General features: G+C 32.4%; 9 protein-coding genes and 1 tRNA gene. 7 read left to right on the forward strand and 3 right to left on the reverse strand.

What is annotated here, in order from left to right:
• The 7 genes from LX78_RS04750 to LX78_RS04780 form a co-directional block, all read left to right on the forward strand.
• A partial coding sequence (locus LX78_RS04750; RefSeq protein ID WP_109681904.1) for a sprD domain protein occupies positions 1-1069 on the forward strand: 1069 nt, incomplete at its 5' end.
• 77 nt (positions 1070-1146) lie between these two features.
• Entirely contained in the window at positions 1147-9354 is an 8208-nt protein-coding gene (locus LX78_RS04755) for a T9SS type B sorting domain-containing protein (protein ID WP_109681905.1), read from the forward strand.
• A 41-nt stretch (positions 9355-9395) separates the two neighbouring features.
• Positions 9396-10367, forward strand: a complete 972-nt coding sequence (locus tag LX78_RS04760; protein WP_109681504.1) for a PorP/SprF family type IX secretion system membrane protein — start codon at positions 9396-9398, stop codon at positions 10365-10367.
• Between the two features lie 147 nt (positions 10368-10514).
• On the forward strand, positions 10515-11666 hold the full coding sequence (locus LX78_RS04765) for a trans-sulfuration enzyme family protein (RefSeq protein WP_109681505.1): 1152 nt from the start codon (positions 10515-10517) through the stop codon (positions 11664-11666).
• Between the two features lie 4 nt (positions 11667-11670).
• Positions 11671-12261, forward strand: a complete 591-nt coding sequence (locus LX78_RS04770) for a TMEM175 family protein (RefSeq protein ID WP_109681506.1) — start codon at positions 11671-11673, stop codon at positions 12259-12261.
• Entirely contained in the window at positions 12258-12983 is a 726-nt protein-coding gene (gene bshB1, locus LX78_RS04775; protein ID WP_109681507.1) for a bacillithiol biosynthesis deacetylase BshB1, read from the forward strand. Before LX78_RS04770 ends, bshB1 begins: the two co-directional genes overlap by 4 nt.
• A gap of 77 nt (positions 12984-13060) precedes the next feature.
• A tRNA-His gene (locus tag LX78_RS04780) sits at positions 13061-13136 on the forward strand.
• Positions 13137-13209: 73 nt separating this feature from the next.
• Here LX78_RS04780 and LX78_RS04785 read toward each other — a convergent pair.
• The 3 genes from LX78_RS04785 to LX78_RS04795 all read right to left on the reverse strand — a co-directional run bounded on the left by LX78_RS04785 (position 13210) and on the right by LX78_RS04795 (position 17393).
• On the reverse strand, positions 13210-13644 hold the full coding sequence (locus LX78_RS04785; RefSeq protein ID WP_245881474.1) for a TlpA family protein disulfide reductase: 435 nt from the start codon (positions 13642-13644) through the stop codon (positions 13210-13212).
• 19 nt (positions 13645-13663) lie between these two features.
• Entirely contained in the window at positions 13664-15649 is a 1986-nt protein-coding gene (locus LX78_RS04790) for a monovalent cation:proton antiporter family protein (RefSeq protein WP_109681508.1), read from the reverse strand.
• Between the two features lie 175 nt (positions 15650-15824).
• Entirely contained in the window at positions 15825-17393 is a 1569-nt protein-coding gene (locus LX78_RS04795) for a M28 family peptidase (protein ID WP_109681509.1), read from the reverse strand.
• Positions 17394-17408: the final 15 nt, after the last annotated feature.

Here is a 17408-nt window from a genome sequence, read left to right on the forward strand (position 1 = left end):
ATTAGCAGCAGCTCAGGCACAAGCAGATGAAGAAGCTAGGTTGGCAGAAGCAGCAGCAGCTCAGGCACAAGCAGATGAAGAAGCTAGGTTGGCAGAAGAAGCAGCAGCTCAAGCACAAGCAGATGAAGAAGCTAGGTTGGCAGCAGAAGCAGCAGCTCAGGCACAAGCAGACGAAGAAGTTAATATTGAAATTACTCAAAAAGACGCATTAGCTAAATCGATGTATGCATTAACTGAAGAAACTAAAGAGTCTAAAGAAGAACAAGATGCTTTATTAATTAGATTAAATGAAGTTGTTATTACTAAAGAAAAAGACCTTAAAGACTTAAAAGAAGAAAACGATTTAAGCGAACAAGGTATTTATTTAGAGCCTAAACCTTTTAAGAGTATTTCGGCAGAGAATAGAGCTTTAGAAGCTTTAAAATCTGATTTAGAGAAAGCCATGTCTAGTCGAAATCAAACAATTGTTGAGTTAGAGAATCTTTATAACCAACGAATTAAAAAAGGATCAAATAAAAATGATGCAACAAGCCAATATTATTTAGAAACTATTCAAACTTTAAGAGCTGAGCAAGTTGAATCTGAAAGAACCAGGGCTAATTTAGTATCTACTTTAGAAACGATTAATATCGCAACAGAAATTGAGAGAAAACGTAGAATTAAACGTGCTCTTTATGATAATGAGAAAGACAGATATAATAAGGACATGGCTACTTTGGAAAGAATTAAGAATACGACACCTATAAGTTCTGAGCCATTAACAGCAGAAGACTTTAATTTTGGAGAAGAGCAAAGTAGTAATGTGCAAATTTTAAAAGATGTTCAGAATGTTGACAATGGTTATTATATGATTATTGCTGTGCATGAAAATATAAATGATAGAGATACCTTCTTAGAAAAAGTAGTATCTGCAGGAGAATCGAAAGTTAATTTCTTCTATGATGTAAATACTAGTAAATATTTTATTTACTACGAAAAATTCGATTATGTAGAAGAAGCTATGAGAGCATTACAAACTAAAGGAGATAAACCATATAACGGAAAAATGTCTGTTGTTAAAATTGAATAATAAGAAAAATTAATAAAGCCCCATTTGGTCATCATAATGCCCCTTATGTAGATTAAATGAATATAAATAAGAATATCATGAAAAAACCTACTTTTTTTAAGATTAGCATTCTAGTAATGTTACTAGTAATGAGCTTGCAATCATTTTCTCAAAATTTAGTTCCATTTGCACCCAGATATGATGATGCCATTAAAGGAGATATGCTTTTAATTGGTAATAGTAATGTTGGATTGCATGTTTCAGATCCTTACAATGGAACTGGTACAAATGACCAAATTAATGCGGCTGTTTATGTTGATATAGATGGTGACTCATCCACTTTCAATTCGAGTAGTGCAGATTTAGATGTACCAAGTGATGAAAGTTGTTACCAAATAGTTTATGCAGGTTTGTATTGGAGTGCAGTTGTTAATGGGGCAGAACCAATATCAGAAGTAAAATTTAAAGTTCCTGGTGGAACATACTTAGATATAACTGGTACTGAAATATATTATCAAAACGCAGCAAATAATGTTTATTCAAATTCATATGCATATTATCATGATGTAACAAGCATTTTAACAGCTTTGCCTAATCCAGAAGGAACCTATTCTGTAGCAAATATTTCTACATTAGTAGGTCCTAAACCTAATTCTGAAGGTCTATCGGCTGGCTGGTCCCTTTTTGTAATATATGAAGATCCTCTATTACCAAGTAAATATATAACATCCTTTGATGGTTTTACAAAAATAACTAGCTCTATAAATGAAACAATACCTATTTCAGGGTTTAATACCATACCTGTTGGTCCAGTTAGAGCTAAATATGCTTTTAGTACAATTGAAGGAGATAGACAATATACAGGAGATTATTTAAGGTTAAATGGAACAACTATTAATGCTACAAATAATGCTGGAACAATTATACGTCCTGGGAATAACTTTTTTAATAGTACAGTATCTATTATTGACCCTGCTACAAATACACCAGAGATTTTTATGGATAGGAATCCATCCAGTTCTAATACGCTAGGTTTTGATGCAGGGATTATAAATATACCAAACCCTGGAAATAGTTTAATTGCCAATGGAGCAACTTCAGCTAGTATTAGTTTAGGAAGTAATCTAGATATCTATTATTTCTATTTTAGTGCTTTTGCTATAGAAATAATTGCACCAAATATTGTTTTAACTAAAATTGTACAAGATGATTTAGGAAATGATATAGGAGGACAAACAGTTACACTTGGTCAGCCTTTGAACTATATCATTGGTTTTCAAAATACAGGAAATGATGATACTACTAATTTTCAAATTAGAGATATCTTACCTATAAATATTATTTTTAATTATCCAACAGATTTAATTTTGCCAACTGGAGTCACTGTTGCTAGTTATAATCCTGCTACTAGAGAAATAATTTTTGATATAGAAGATTATCTTGTTGAAGAAAACGATCCAGTTTATGAAATTATAATTCATGCACAAGTAGTAGATAGTTGTAATGCGTTAGATGATGCTTGCTCTAATATTATAAACAACCAAGCTTTTGCAACTTATGAAGGTGTTACAAACCCAGATTATATAATTACTGATGACCCTAGTGTAAATAGTAATACGGGATGTTTAATCACACCACAGACAACAAATTTTTTAGTAGGATTAGATTGTGATTTTACTGAAAATGTTATTCTTTGTGGAGATAGTGTTCAGTTAACTGCTGCAAATGGTTATGACTCTTACTCATGGTCAACTAGTCCTACTGGAACACCTGTTATTGGAACTACTCAAACAATAACTGTAACAGCAGTAGGTACATATTATGTACATAATACAGCCTTAGCACCTTGCCAATCTATTGATCAAGTATTTATAGTTACAAATTATGGAGGAACTACTTTAACAAATCCTGTTATCCCTTATGCAGATGAAGTTGTAACCTGTCCGAATGATGGAAAATTATTACCAAACATCTTTTTATGTGGTGCAAACGATTTTACATTAATTGAAACTGGTATTACAGATGCTACGTCAATTATTTGGGAACAATTAGATGAAGGAAGTTGTGCTCCTGTTACTGATACAGATTGTGCGAACGAAAATGCTGCATGTACTTGGAATCAAGTTGGAACTGGGCCAAATTTTAACGCCAATACGTCTGGACAATTTAGGTTAACACTAAATTATGAAGGAGGTTGTTTTAGTCAGTTTTATTTCAATGTTTACCAAAACGTATTAAACCCAACGGTTACAAGTAGTGATATTATTTGCAACACACCTGGACAAATAACAGTAGGAGGTGTTCCTAGTGGTTATGAATATAGTATTGATGGTGTAAATTTTCAAACAAGTAACACATTTGTTGTTACTGCTCCTGGCACTTATACAGTTTATATTAGACAACTTGGTGTACCAACTAATCCTTGTGTTTTTTCAGTTCCAGATGTACAAATTAGAGATAGAGATTTTACAGCTTCTATTAATGTAACACAACCCTTATGTTATGGAGACAAAGGAAGTATAAGTTTAGCTGCTAACGATGTTGAACCACAGTATTTCTTTTCGATTTATATTGGCTCAACACTTGTAAATAGTATAGGTCCCATTACTACTAATAATTATACGTTTACAAATTTAAATCCAGGAATCTACACAACTATTGTAGAAACTGAAGATGGATGTATACATACAGAAGATGTTGAAATTATTGAACCTACATTATTAACCGCAACGTCAGCATTAACAAGTCCGTTAACTTGTACAGATGGAGAAATTACGGTTTATGCTAATGGAGGAACACCACCATATTTTTACTTTGTAAATAGTACGACTGTTTTTCAAACGGTTCCTGAAATAGTAGTTACAGCTCCAGGAGTTTATAATATTATTGTTATGGACTCTAATAACTGTGAAGCAACTACTTCTATAACGGTTGATGCTTCCTTAGCACCTGAATTTAATGTAACTCAAACAAATATCTTATGTGCTGGTTCTGCATCTGGTTCAATTACAGTAAATGTTACGAATCCTAATGGAAACAGTTTACTTTATAGTATTGATGGAGGTGTTACTTTTGTAAGTTCTAATGTGTTTACAGGTCTTACTGCTGGAAATTACGATGTTGTAGTACAATATACTACAGGTCCAGATGTTTGCCTTACTACTCCTCAAACAATAATGATTGTAGAAAACACTCCCTTAGCTGGAACAGCAACTTTAACAACTCCTTATACTTGTACAACTAATGGAGTTATTACAGTATCTGGAGTTACAGGAGGATTACCACCATACTCATATAGTATTGATGGCGTCACTTTTCAATCGGGAACTACTTTCTCTGGTTTGACTAGTGGTACATATACTATAATAATTCAGGATGCGAGTGGTTGTACATTTATTGCCAATAGCATTACTATCGATCCATTAAACCCGCCAACAGACCTAACGTTTAGCAACACGCCTTTAAGCTGTCCACTGAACACATCAACAATAACAATTACAGGAACAACAGGAGGTTTTGGAATTTTAGAATATCAAATAATTGCTCCAGCTTCAGAAGTAACACCTTCCCAAACTTCAAATGTATTTCCAGATTTACCACCAGGAACTTATACATTTCAAGTGATTGATGAAAACGACTGTACTTATACAGAATCTTATACAATAGACCCATTACCTGTATTAACTGTAAGTACAATTGTAACTAAAGATTTAGATTGTACTGCATCTCCAGATGTCGTTATTACTGGAACTATTTCAGGAGGAACACCTCCTTTTACTTATGAAGTTTCAATTAATGGTGGAGCATATAGTAATTTAGGAGCTACAGGATCTCCATTTACTTACACAACAGCTACTTCTGGGACATTTCAATTTCAAATTACAGATTCTTTAGGTTGTACAGCAGAATCTGCTGTAAACACTATTGATGTATTAACGTTACCTGAAATAATTTCAGTAATACAAACACAACAAATTTTATGTCCTGGAGATTCAAATGCCGCTATTCAAGTAACTATTAATACAACAGTTGGAGAACCAGTTTATGTAATAAATGTATATAATAATACTACTGGAGTCGATTATGGAACACAAACTTCTGGTTTATCAGCAGGTTCTTATACCATAACATTAACAGATGGGAATTCTTGTACCGATACTGAAACTATAATCATTGCTGAACCAGATCCTATTATTGTAAATTATCATACAGTAGATATTACTTGTTCTGGAAGTGGTGTTTCTCAAGGATCGGTTATTGTAGATGGTGTAACTGGAGGTACAGCTCCATACAACTATTTTGTAACAGGAACAAACGGTTATTCAAATTCAGAATTAAATACTACAGGGTCAACTTCAGTTAGTTTTGATGTGGTTGATTTTGGATTATACCAAATAAATGTAGTCGATGCCAATGGATGTTCTTTATTAATTCAAGATGTACTTGTTGCATCTCCACCAGATGACTTAGATATTAATATTACTGCCATAACAGACTGTCTATCTGGAGGAGAAGCAGTTGTAACTATAGGAACTACTTTAATAAGTCCTGGACCATTTTACTTTAGTATTTATCCAGCTACAGGAACTCCACCAGGAGGATCTTGGATTCCAGAAAGTACTCCAGGAAGCGCTACTTTTAGCAATTTAACAACAGGAGTAACTTATACTTTTATTGTTTATGACGTTTCTACTGGTTGTAGTTATTATGAAACAGCTACAAGCCCTATTCCTACAAATTCTACTTTAACATTAGATGCAGTAACCTCAAATAATATTACATGTACTGGTAGTGCAGATGGTAATGTGTCTTTTACAGTTAATAGCGTTTATGCAACAGCTACTAATATTACTTACGAAATATTCGATTCATTCACATTAGTAACTACTGGTGTTACTGGTTCAGGTATAGTTCCTGCAGGTGGATCTCTTACTGTTACTGATTTAGGGCCTTTACCTTTTGGAAATTATTATGTATTAATAAGTGAAACTTCTGGTTCTAATAGTGGTTGTAGTATAGTCACTGTTCCATTTAACATTACAGAATCTGCAATTGCTTTAAATTTATCAGTTTCGGTTGATCAAAATGCAAATTGTAATGCAAATTCTGGTGTTATTAGCGCCATTGGTCACGATGGAACTGCTCCATATTTATATCAAATAACAACTACACCATCAGCACCTCTTGCTACAGATCCATCTTGGGCTTCGGCAAGTACATTTAATATGGATGCAGGAAATTATTATGTTCATGTTGTTGATGCTTATGGTTGTGTGGTTTCTAGCCCAGTTGTTGTATTACCAATGGACCCAAGTCCAGTAATTTCAGCAACAGTTAATAATCAATGTACTGCTGTTGAAGGTGCTTTTGAAATTGATGTTACTTTAGCAACTGTAGGAATGCCTCCTTATAGTTATAGTATAAATGGTGGTGCTTTTCAAATGCTAACAGCACCATTTACTATTACTAATTTAACATCAGGAACTCACACCATAGAAGTTCAAGATGTTAATGGTTGTGGGAATTTAGTAACTGTAGATATTGAGCCTATATTAGGTGTTGTGCCAAATGTAACAACTGTACCAACTTGTAATGATGACGATGGTGAAATTACAGTAACCGGTTCTGGAGGAACAGGTTCTTATACCTATAGCATAAGTCCTAATCCAGCATCTATAAGTTTAGCTGGAAATATATTTTCTGGTGTACCATCAGGATTATATACTATAACCATTACTGATACTGCTACTTTATGTACTGAAGATGCTACTATATTCTTACAAGCTGCACTTCCTCCAACATTTACTACAACTCCAACAGCAGTTACTTGTTTTGGTGATAATACTGGAACATTTGAAATAAATGTCAGTGGTTATTCTGGAACTTATAATTATGAAGTATTTGATAGCTTAGGGACTTTGGTTTTAGGACCAATTGCTGCTAATACTTCTACTAATCCAGAAATAGTTTATGGAATGCAAGCTGGAAGTTATTCTGTAGTTATTACAGAAACTGCAAGCCCGTTTTGTGATGCAACTTCAAGTGTTATAATATCTTCTCCTTCAACCGCATTAACAGTTGTTGCGTTAGAAACTTCTAATGTGACTTGTACAGATAATTTAGGAACAATTACTGCAACTGCTAGTGGTGGATGGGGAACATATCAATATGAATTAACTGGAACATCTTCAGTAGCTTATTCGCCAAATGGAACTTTTGAAAATTTATCTGCAGGTGTTTATACTGTAAATGTTATGGATTCTGGTGGTTGTATCGCATCAGATACCGTCACTCTTTTAGTGCCACCTCCAATTAATGCAACAGTTACACCTAGTGCTACTTTGCTTTCTTGTTTTGGTGATACCAATGCTACAATTACTGTAACAGCTACTTCTGGTGGTTTAGGAAGTGATTATTTATATACTTTGAATATGATTTCTCCTACTACGAGTTCTTCAGGACCTCAAAGTTCTCCAGTATTTGGAGGATTAGGAGTAGGGACTTATCAAGTAGTAGTAACAGATCCTTATAGTTGTAGTTTTACTTCAGCAGATATTGTAATAACACAACCTACACAAATACAAGCAAGTTTAGTAAAAGAAACTTCTCAAACATGTTTAACTGAAGCAACACTTACTTTAAGTGCAACAGGTGGAACAGGACCTTATACGTATAGCGATAATATAACGTTTACTCCTGTTTTAGGATCGTTTGCAACATCAACTACATTCCCAGTTCCTGTTGGAACTTATGAATATTATGTACAAGATGCAAATGGTTGTATTGCCATTGTTTCTAATCAAATTACTATTGATCCACTTCCAGCGTTAACACTTGATTTGTCGTTAACCAATGCCACTATTAATTGTGCAGGAGATACCACAGGAGTTGTTGTGGCTTCAGCACTAGGAGGTTTAGGAAATTATGTTTATACTTTACAAGATACGTTAGGAAATACCATTCCTGCAACACAAATTACTCCAGGTGTGTTTACTGAATTACCAGCAGGATCGTATCAAGTACAAGTTGTTAGTGGAGATTGTATAACTACTTCAGCTCCATTTACTATTACTGAGCCATCTGCACCACTAATTGCTCCTTTTACAATAACTGATGTTACTTGTTATGGTGCAAATGATGGATCTGTTGTAATAAACGCTTCAGGAGGTACAGGAATTATTAAATATGCTATATCTCCTCAATTGGATCAATTTTTTGATACAAATGTATTCGAGAATTTAGAACCAGGAAACTATGATGTGATTGTTCAAGATGAATTAGGATGCTATCTAATCCTAAATTTCACTATTAGTGAACCAACTCCAGTTATTATTACTATTGTTTCTTCTTCTATTATACCAGAAGTTTGCGAAGGTGATATGGATGGTGAATTTAGTATTGATATTTCAGGAGGAACACCTCCTTATTCAGTGAGTTTAGATAATTATAGTGGACCATATACAACTGGTGCTCCAGGACAAACTCAATTTGATTTTACTGGGTTAGGTGGTGGAGATCATATGGTTTATGTACGTGATAGTTTTGGTTGTGAATCTGAATGGAATATTACTTTTCCTGAATCTGTAAGAATTAATCCTATTGTTACAATTGAATATGCTTGTGTTAATAATTTACCAAGCAATATTGTTACAGTTACTGTTGATGATAGCATTACAAATTTAGATGATTTAGACTATTCTTTAGATGGAGGTCCATATCAATTAAGCAACGTGTTTACTAATGTAGCTCCAGGAACTGGTCATTATATAGATGTTAGACATACAAATGGCTGTATTCAAAGAACAGAATTATTTGATATTACTACTTTCGACCCTTTAACACTTGCTATAAATGATGGAGAAATAAACGAAATTATTGCCATAGCTAGTGGAGGATCTGGAGAATATGAATTCACATTCAATGGGGAATATTACGGAACTACAAATGTGTTTATTATTTCTGAATCTGGAGAGTATACTGTAACAGTTACAGATAGTAACGGTTGTACAGCTACAGCTACAAGATATTTTACTTATGTAGATGTTTGTATTCCAAATTACTTTACTCCAAATGGAGATGGTGTTCTGGACGGTTGGGCTCCAGGTTGTACCATTCATTATCCAAATCTTGATTTCGATATTTACGATCGTTATGGTCGAAAAGTTGCAACTTTAAGAATAGGGGAAACTTGGGATGGATTGTATCAAGGTAAAGAACTTCCAACAGGAGATTATTGGTATGTTGTAAGACTTAATGATCCTGATGATAATAGAAGTTTTGTTGGCCATTTCACACTTTACAGATAATTAAGTAATAGTTATTATCTAAAAACTAAAAACGAATCAAAATGAAAAAACTAATTATATATACTCTTTTCTTAGCCATAACACATAGTTATAGTCAAGAGTTAAACCTACCCGTTTTTACACAGTATTTAGCAGATAATCCATTTGTTATTTCCCCAACTTTTGCTGGAATTGGCGATAATTTAAAAATTAGAGCAAATGGACTAACGCAATGGGTTGGTATAAAAGGTGCTCCTGATAATCAATCTATTTATGCTGATTTTAGAATTTCAAATCGATCTGGCGTAGGAATATCATTGTATAATGATAGTAATGGAAATACCAAACAGAAAGGATTAAAAGTCTCTTTTGCCCATCACTTAATATTAGATTATTATTCTAAACAATATCTGTCTTTTGGTATCTCATATAACTTAAACAGTTTTAGAATTGACATAGATAAATTCGAACCAACCTACGAAACTCCTATTATCGACCCTCGAGTTACAGACGATAGAGCGATATCTAATAATAATTTTGATATTGGAGTTTTGTATAGAAATAAAGGATTTTATTTTAGTTTAAATGCCAATAATATTTTACCAAAAGATATTGATGACTTTACAGGAATTGAACCAGACCTACTTTTAAATTACCAAGTATATTCAGGAATAGTTATTCAAAGTAAAACCAATAAAAAAATTGAATTTGAGCCATCTGTATTTTTCCAGTATTTCGATAGTGATGATCGTTCCAGTACAGACTTGAATGTAAAAATTAGAAAGTACAGTAGAAATGAAGATTATATTTGGGCAGGAATATCTTATAGATTTCTTAATGACCAAATTTTCACGCCTTTAAATATTGGTCCAATGGCAGGTGTTAAAAAATCTAACTTCTATTTCGCTTATGCATATCAAATTACAACTAACGATTTGTCAGGATATAATTCTGGAACACATATGGTTACTATTGGTTTAGATTTCTTACAAGGAATTAGCGATTGCCCCTGTACTCAAACCCCATTACATTAGGGAGTTTTGAAAAATTAAGGATATAAAGTGGTTTTTATTGTTAACAATAGAAATTAAGATTCTAATATGTGATAAATAGTTAAGTAAGTAAATATGTTTTATTGAATTGATTTTTCTTAATTTTATATACTTATAAAAATAAGCGATATGGATAAGGAAAAATTTGGGCTAAATACTATTTGTACACATACAGGAGAAATTATAGACGAACAGTTTAAAGGAGCAGTTTCTCCAATATATATGTCTACTTCTTATCAGTTTGAGAATGTAGATGTTAAAAGGTATCCACGCTATTTTAACACACCAAATCAAGAATATCTTTCCAAAAAAATTGCAGCTTTAGAACATGCAGAAGCAGCTATGATATTTGGTTCAGGGATGGCAGCTGTAAGCACTACGTTTTTAGCTTTTTTAAAAGCTGGAGATCATATTGTAATTCAAAATCCATTGTATGGAGGAACTAGTAATTTTGTTAGAGAGGAATTACCAAAATATGGTATTGAATTTACATTTACTGAAGGATATCAGGTTTCCGATTTTGAGAAAGCCATTCAACCAAATACTAAATTGATTCATATTGAAACACCTTCCAATCCATTATTGACCATTACAGATATTAAAGCAATTGCTAACTTAGCAAAATCAAGAAATATTGTCACAACTATAGATAATACCTTTGCTAGTCCTGTTAATCAAAACCCAATAGATTTAGGAATTGATATTGTTATCCATTCGGCTACTAAATATTTAGGAGGTCATAGCGATATATTAGCTGGAGCAGTAGCAGCATCAGAAGCTCATATTAAAACCATTTGGCATGTTGGTAAAAACTTAGGAGGTAGTTTAAGCGATTTTATGGTTTGGATGTTAGAGCGAAGTATGAAAACTCTCGGGTTAAGAATAAAAGCTCAAAGTAAAAATGCTAAAAAATTAGCTAAATATTTAAACAAACATCCAGATGTAAAGCATGTTTATTATCCTGGATTAAAAGGACATCCAGAACATAAATTGGCAAAATCTCAAATGAAAAGTTTTGGAGCCATGATGTCTTTTGAATTAAATGAAAACATAAATGCGTCTAAATTTTTAGAATCATTACAACTAATAAAACCATCCATGAGTCTAGCAGGAGTAGAGAGTACCATGTTGTTGCCAGCATTAACATCTCATGCTTTGTTGAGCCAAGAAGAAAGAAATAAGTTAGGCATTAGTGATGGATTAATTCGTTTCTCTTTAGGAATAGAATCTAAAAAAGATTTAATAAAAGACATAGAACATGCTTTAATTAAAGTAAAATAATATTATGTTTAAAAATAGACTAGAAGCATTTACAGATGGTGTGTTGGCCATTATTATTACTATAATGGTACTTGAACTAAAAGTGCCACATGGTGGTGATTTTGAAAGCTTAAAGCCTTTATTGCCAGTTTTTAGCAGCTATGTTTTAAGTTTTATTTATCTAGCCATTTATTGGAATAATCATCATCATATGATGCAAACAGTAAATCATGTAACAGGTCGTATTTTATGGGCTAATATGCATCTCTTATTTTGGTTGTCCTTAATTCCTTTTGTTACAGGATGGATGGGAGAAAATCATTTTACAAGCGCAACAGTATTTTTATATGGTGTTGTATTATTAGGATCTGCTATTGCATATTTTATTCTTCAGAAACTTATTATAAATAATCATGGTAAAGATTCCATTTTAGCAAAAGCTTTAGGTAAAGATTATAAAGGAAAAGTATCACCTGTTCTATATGTTTTAGGAATTATTTTTGCATTTATAAATGTAGGGATAAGTGGAGCAATTTTTATTTTAGTAGCTATAATATGGTTAATTCCTGACATGAGAATTGAAAAAGCAATTAAACAAGAAAAATTAAAGAAATGAAACTAGACATACTAGCATTTGGAGCACATCCAGACGATGTAGAATTAGGTTGTGGAGCAACTTTAGCAAAAGAAATTGCATCAGGAAAGAAGGTTGGAATTATAGATTTAACACGTGGTGAACTTGGTACACGTGGTACTGCCGAAACTCGAGATGAGGAAGCTGAAGCAGCTTCAAAAATTCTTGGTGCAAGCATTAGAATAAATATGGAATTTGCTGATGGGTTTTTTGTAAATGATAAGAAGCATCAATTAGAGATTATTAAAATGATTAGAAAATACAAACCTGAAATTGTATTATGTAATGCTATTTTTGATAGACATATAGACCATGGAAAAGGTAGTAATTTAGTTAGCGATGCTTGCTTTTTAAGTGGTTTATTGAAAATCGATACTAAGTTTGATGAAGATGATGAGGTATGGCAAGATCCTTGGAGACCTAAACAAGTATATCATTACATTCAATGGCAACCAATAGAACCTGATTTTGTAGTAGATGTGTCTAATTTTATGACTAAAAAAACAGAAGCTGTTATGGCTTATAAAACACAGTTTTATAATCCTAAAAGCAATGCTCCCGAAACACCTATTTCAAGTAAAAACTTTACAGATAGTGTAGAATATAGAGCAAAAGATTTAGGTAGATTGGTAGGTGTAGCTTATGGTGAGGGTTTTACGGTAGAGCGTTATCCAGTGGTTAACAGTGTGTTTGATTTAAAGTAAAAAAATAATTAAATAATATTTATAAAAGGCTTTGTAAAAAAAAGGAAATAAATTACATTTGCAGTCCAATTTAAAATGGTGGTTGTAGCTCAGCTGGTTAGAGCATTGGTTTGTGGTACCAAGGGTCGCGGGTTCGAATCCCGTCTTCCACCCAGAAAACAAAAGCTTCGCAGAAATGTGAAGCTTTTTTTGTTTATAATTTTTCAATTAGCTCAAAAGGGTGTTCTTAAATACTTAAAAGTTCTTCAAGAGCATAATACAATCTATTTTGTGAATTTTCTTGGGAACCATAAAACGATCGGAATATTTGCGCTTTATTGTTTAATAAAATCCAATGTGGCGTCCCTTCGCATTTAAAAAAATCGAACCATTTATGGTGTTGGTCTAAGTAAATAGGAAAAGGTATTTCTTTTGTAGTAAACACATCTAAAATATCCTGTTTGCTAATCTTTTGATTTCCAAAGGTACTATGAATAGCAACTATTGAAAGTTCTGGATACTCTTTTAAAAATTGATATGCTAATGGGATAGCACGACCAGTACAACCCAAGCATTGGTTGTTATAAAACAGGATTAAAAGAGGTTTGTTTTTGTATTCTTTTATCAGGTCTGTTGCCTTTCCATCTAATGTGGTAACGGTTATGTGTTTTATTTCTTCCAAACGTAAGAAAAAGTATTTTTTAGTTAAGAATTCTATGAAACTCCTCTATATTTTCTTGTCTACCACTAACGTATAATTTATCGTTATAATGCAGTTTTTCATTTGGGTCAATATGGTCTATTACTTCATCTTTGCGCTCAATAGCTAAAATATTAATACCATAGTCTTTTCTAATATCTAAATCCTTAAGAGATTTTCCAATAATTCTTCCACTATCAATATTTACACGCAAGCAAGTGATATTGACATTTGGTATTTTAGTGGATTTGAAAGTGTTTGGAAGTTTCTTTTTAGAATTAAAAAGCTTGTAATTATCGGATCGAATTAAGTCGATAAATTCCGAAATATCGTTTTCTGGTACTAAGAAATCGTGAAGTACGCGTGAGAATATTTCAATGGAAGTTTCAAATTCTTCTGGTATAACATCATCTGCACCATGAGCAATAAGTTCAGTAATTTCTTTAACATAGCGAGTTCTTACCACCAAATAAACCGATTGACTGATGTTTCGAATATTACTAATTATAGTTCTTGTAGCTTCTGCATTTGAAATTGCTACTACTACAGAACGCGCTTTCGATAAATTTACAGTTTCCAATATATGTGGTTGTGTGGCATCGCCAAACAATATTGGAATTCCCTTAGCTTTTTCGCGTTTTACCACTTCAGCATTAAATTCAATAACTACATACGGAATGTTACTGAATTGAGAGGCTTTTGCTAAGTTAGAACCATTAATTCCAAAACCAATAATTACTAGGTGATTACTTAAATCGATTTCAACATTTTCATATAATTCTTCTGGGTTTTCTTTAGAACTTGAAGCTAATGCTTTAGCAATTTTAGTATTGTGGAATCTATCAGAAATATTTTCAGAGAAAATGATTACAAAAGGTGTGAGTAACATGGTTACAATAGAAACTGCTAAAAAGTATTGATTGGTTTCTGCCGATAACAAATTATATTCAATGCCCACTTTTGAAAGGATGAATGCAAATTCACCTACTTGAAATAAAGACAAACCAGTAATTAAAACTGTTCTAGAAGGATATTTCAAAATGGCAATAGCCAAAGCCACAATAGATGATTTGACAACCAAAACAGCTAAAACTAGTAATAGAATAACACCAATATGGTTGAAGAAGAAATTTAAATTAAGCAGCATTCCAACCGAAATAAAGAAAAAACTAATAAACAATTCCCTAAATGGTAAAATAATGCTTGTTGCTTGATGACTGAATTCTGATTCAGAAATAATAAGACCAGCTATAAAAGCACCAAATGCTAAAGATAAACCTGCTTCGGAAGTTAAAAATGCTACTGCAAAACAGATGGTTATGGTTGTTAATAAAAATAACTCCTTGTTATTGGTTTTTGCTATGGCATGCATAAATTTTGGTACCACATAACGAGCACTTAAAAAGGTAATAACAAAGACTACAACAGATTTAAATAGTAAATTTAAAATGCTAGCCGTTACGTTGGTACTTTCTCCTGCAATAATAGGAGTAAAAAGTATCATAGGAACCACAATAATATCCTGAAAGATTAGAATGGCCAAGGCGTTTCTACCATGAGGTGTTGACATTTCGTTTCTATCTTGAAACACTTTTAAAACAATGGCAGTACTAGAAAGGGAGAACAAAAAACCAATAAACACAGATTCGTTCCAACTATTACCTAAGAGATAGTAACAAATTCCAGCAACTAAAACAGTTAATCCTACCTGTAAAAAACCACCTATAAAAACAGTTTTTCTCATAGATATTAGCTTTTTAATAGAAAGCTCCATACCAATAACAAACAACAATAAGATTACACCTATTTCAGAAATAATTTCTACTTCTTCAACAGCGTTTACTAGACTTAATCCAAATGGACCAATAATAACACCAGTAATTAAAAAACCTAAGATAGAAGGGAGTTTGGCTTTTTGAAGCAAGAATACAATTAGTACAGAAAAACCTAATAATATTAGAATGTCTTGTAATAATGGTAAATGCATATTAAATAGTTTTCTGTTGGATTAAGTAATTACTAATATTATAAATGTAAATGTACTTTATTTTTATAATTTCAGCCAATTCTAAATTGTATTCATTTCTTTTTTTTTAAAAGAAAAAAGCTGTTTAAAAAGAATACTTCTTAAACAGCTTAAAGGATTGTAAGACTGAATATTGTTATTCAGAAATTTTATCTACCACAATTCGTTTATCTCTATTAGCAAGTTCCCAAGCAGTATAGAAAATTAAACGTGTACGGTTTTCTAATAAATCGTATCTAATTTTATCTGGAGTATCTGTAGGTTTATGGTAGTCTACATGCGTTCCACTAAAATAAAAGATTACAGGAATATTGTTTTTTGCAAAGTTGTAATGGTCACTTCTGTAGTAAAAACGATTTGGGTCGTCGTCCTCATTATACGTGTAATCGAATACTATATTTGTATACTTATTGTTTACTTCTTCAGATATTGTGTGTAATTCTGAACTTAATTTATCACTTCCAATAAGATATAAATAGTTGCCATCACCTTCTTCATGTTTTGGGTCTACACGACCAATCATATCGATATTTAAATTTGCTACAGTATTTGCTAATGGGAAGATAGGATCCATATCTGTGTAATAACGCGATCCTAAAAGTCCTTTTTCTTCTGCAGTTACATGAAGTAGTACAATAGAACGTTTAGATCCATGACCATCCTTAACAGCAACATTAAAAGCTTCAGCTATTTCTAATAAGGCTACTGAACCAGAACCATCATCGTCAGCTCCATTATATATTTCACCATTCTTAATACCTTCATGATCTAAATGTGCCGAAATAATAATATATTCATCTGGTTTTTCTGTTCCTTTAATAATTGCTGCAACATTTTCAGAGCTTATTTCTTCAGAAACGTTTTTATAGTCTAAACTTAAAGGCATATTAATAGTTTGACTTTTTTCTTCAGTTTCAATAGTAGGCAAAATGGTTTTTGCCATATCTGTATTAACTAGGAAGTAATACATGTTTTCAGTATTTTCTTTTAAAGAAATAGAACCATTAGCACTACCAAAACGTGCAACTGCCATATCATAAATTTCTGGGTAATAAACCAAAACGGCTTTAGCACCTAATTCTTTTGCAACATCGCGTTTAGCAGCAAATGCTTGTCTGAAATTTGACCATTTTGAAGTTTCTTCTGTACCAGTAATTACAAAGGTTCCATCAGTATTTTTTGGCTCACCAGATTTAATTAAAACGACCTTACCTTTTACATCTAGATCTTTATAGCTAGTATAATTATCATCTATAATTCCGTAACCAGCATAAACAATTTCTGATGTTTTTAAAGTGCCATCTTGAACAGAAACAATAGAAACAAAATCGTCTATATTGGTATATGCTTTATCATTTACAGTAAAGGCAACATTAGGAACACCTAATTTTTCTAAAGGAACATTTTGAAAATAATCTTTATTAGACTGAGCAGCAGGAACACCAAGTGTTATATATCTTTCTTTTAAAAAATTGACTGCTTTTTTTTGCCCTGGATCACCAGTTCCTCTTCCTTCAAAATCATCTGAAGCGTAAATATATAAGTCAGTTTTTAGTTCTTCTGAAGTAATTGTTTCTCCATAAGTAGTGACATCTACTGGTTTAGGAGTTACAGATACGTTTGATTGCGTTGTTGTATCACTTTTTTGCGTGCCACAAGCATAAAACAGTCCTGCACTGCAAATAATTAATAAAGCTTTTTTCATTGAAATTTTATTTAG

The sequence above is a fragment of the Xanthomarina spongicola genome (assembly GCF_003148645.1).
GTDB lineage: Bacteria > Bacteroidota > Bacteroidia > Flavobacteriales > Flavobacteriaceae > Xanthomarina > Xanthomarina spongicola.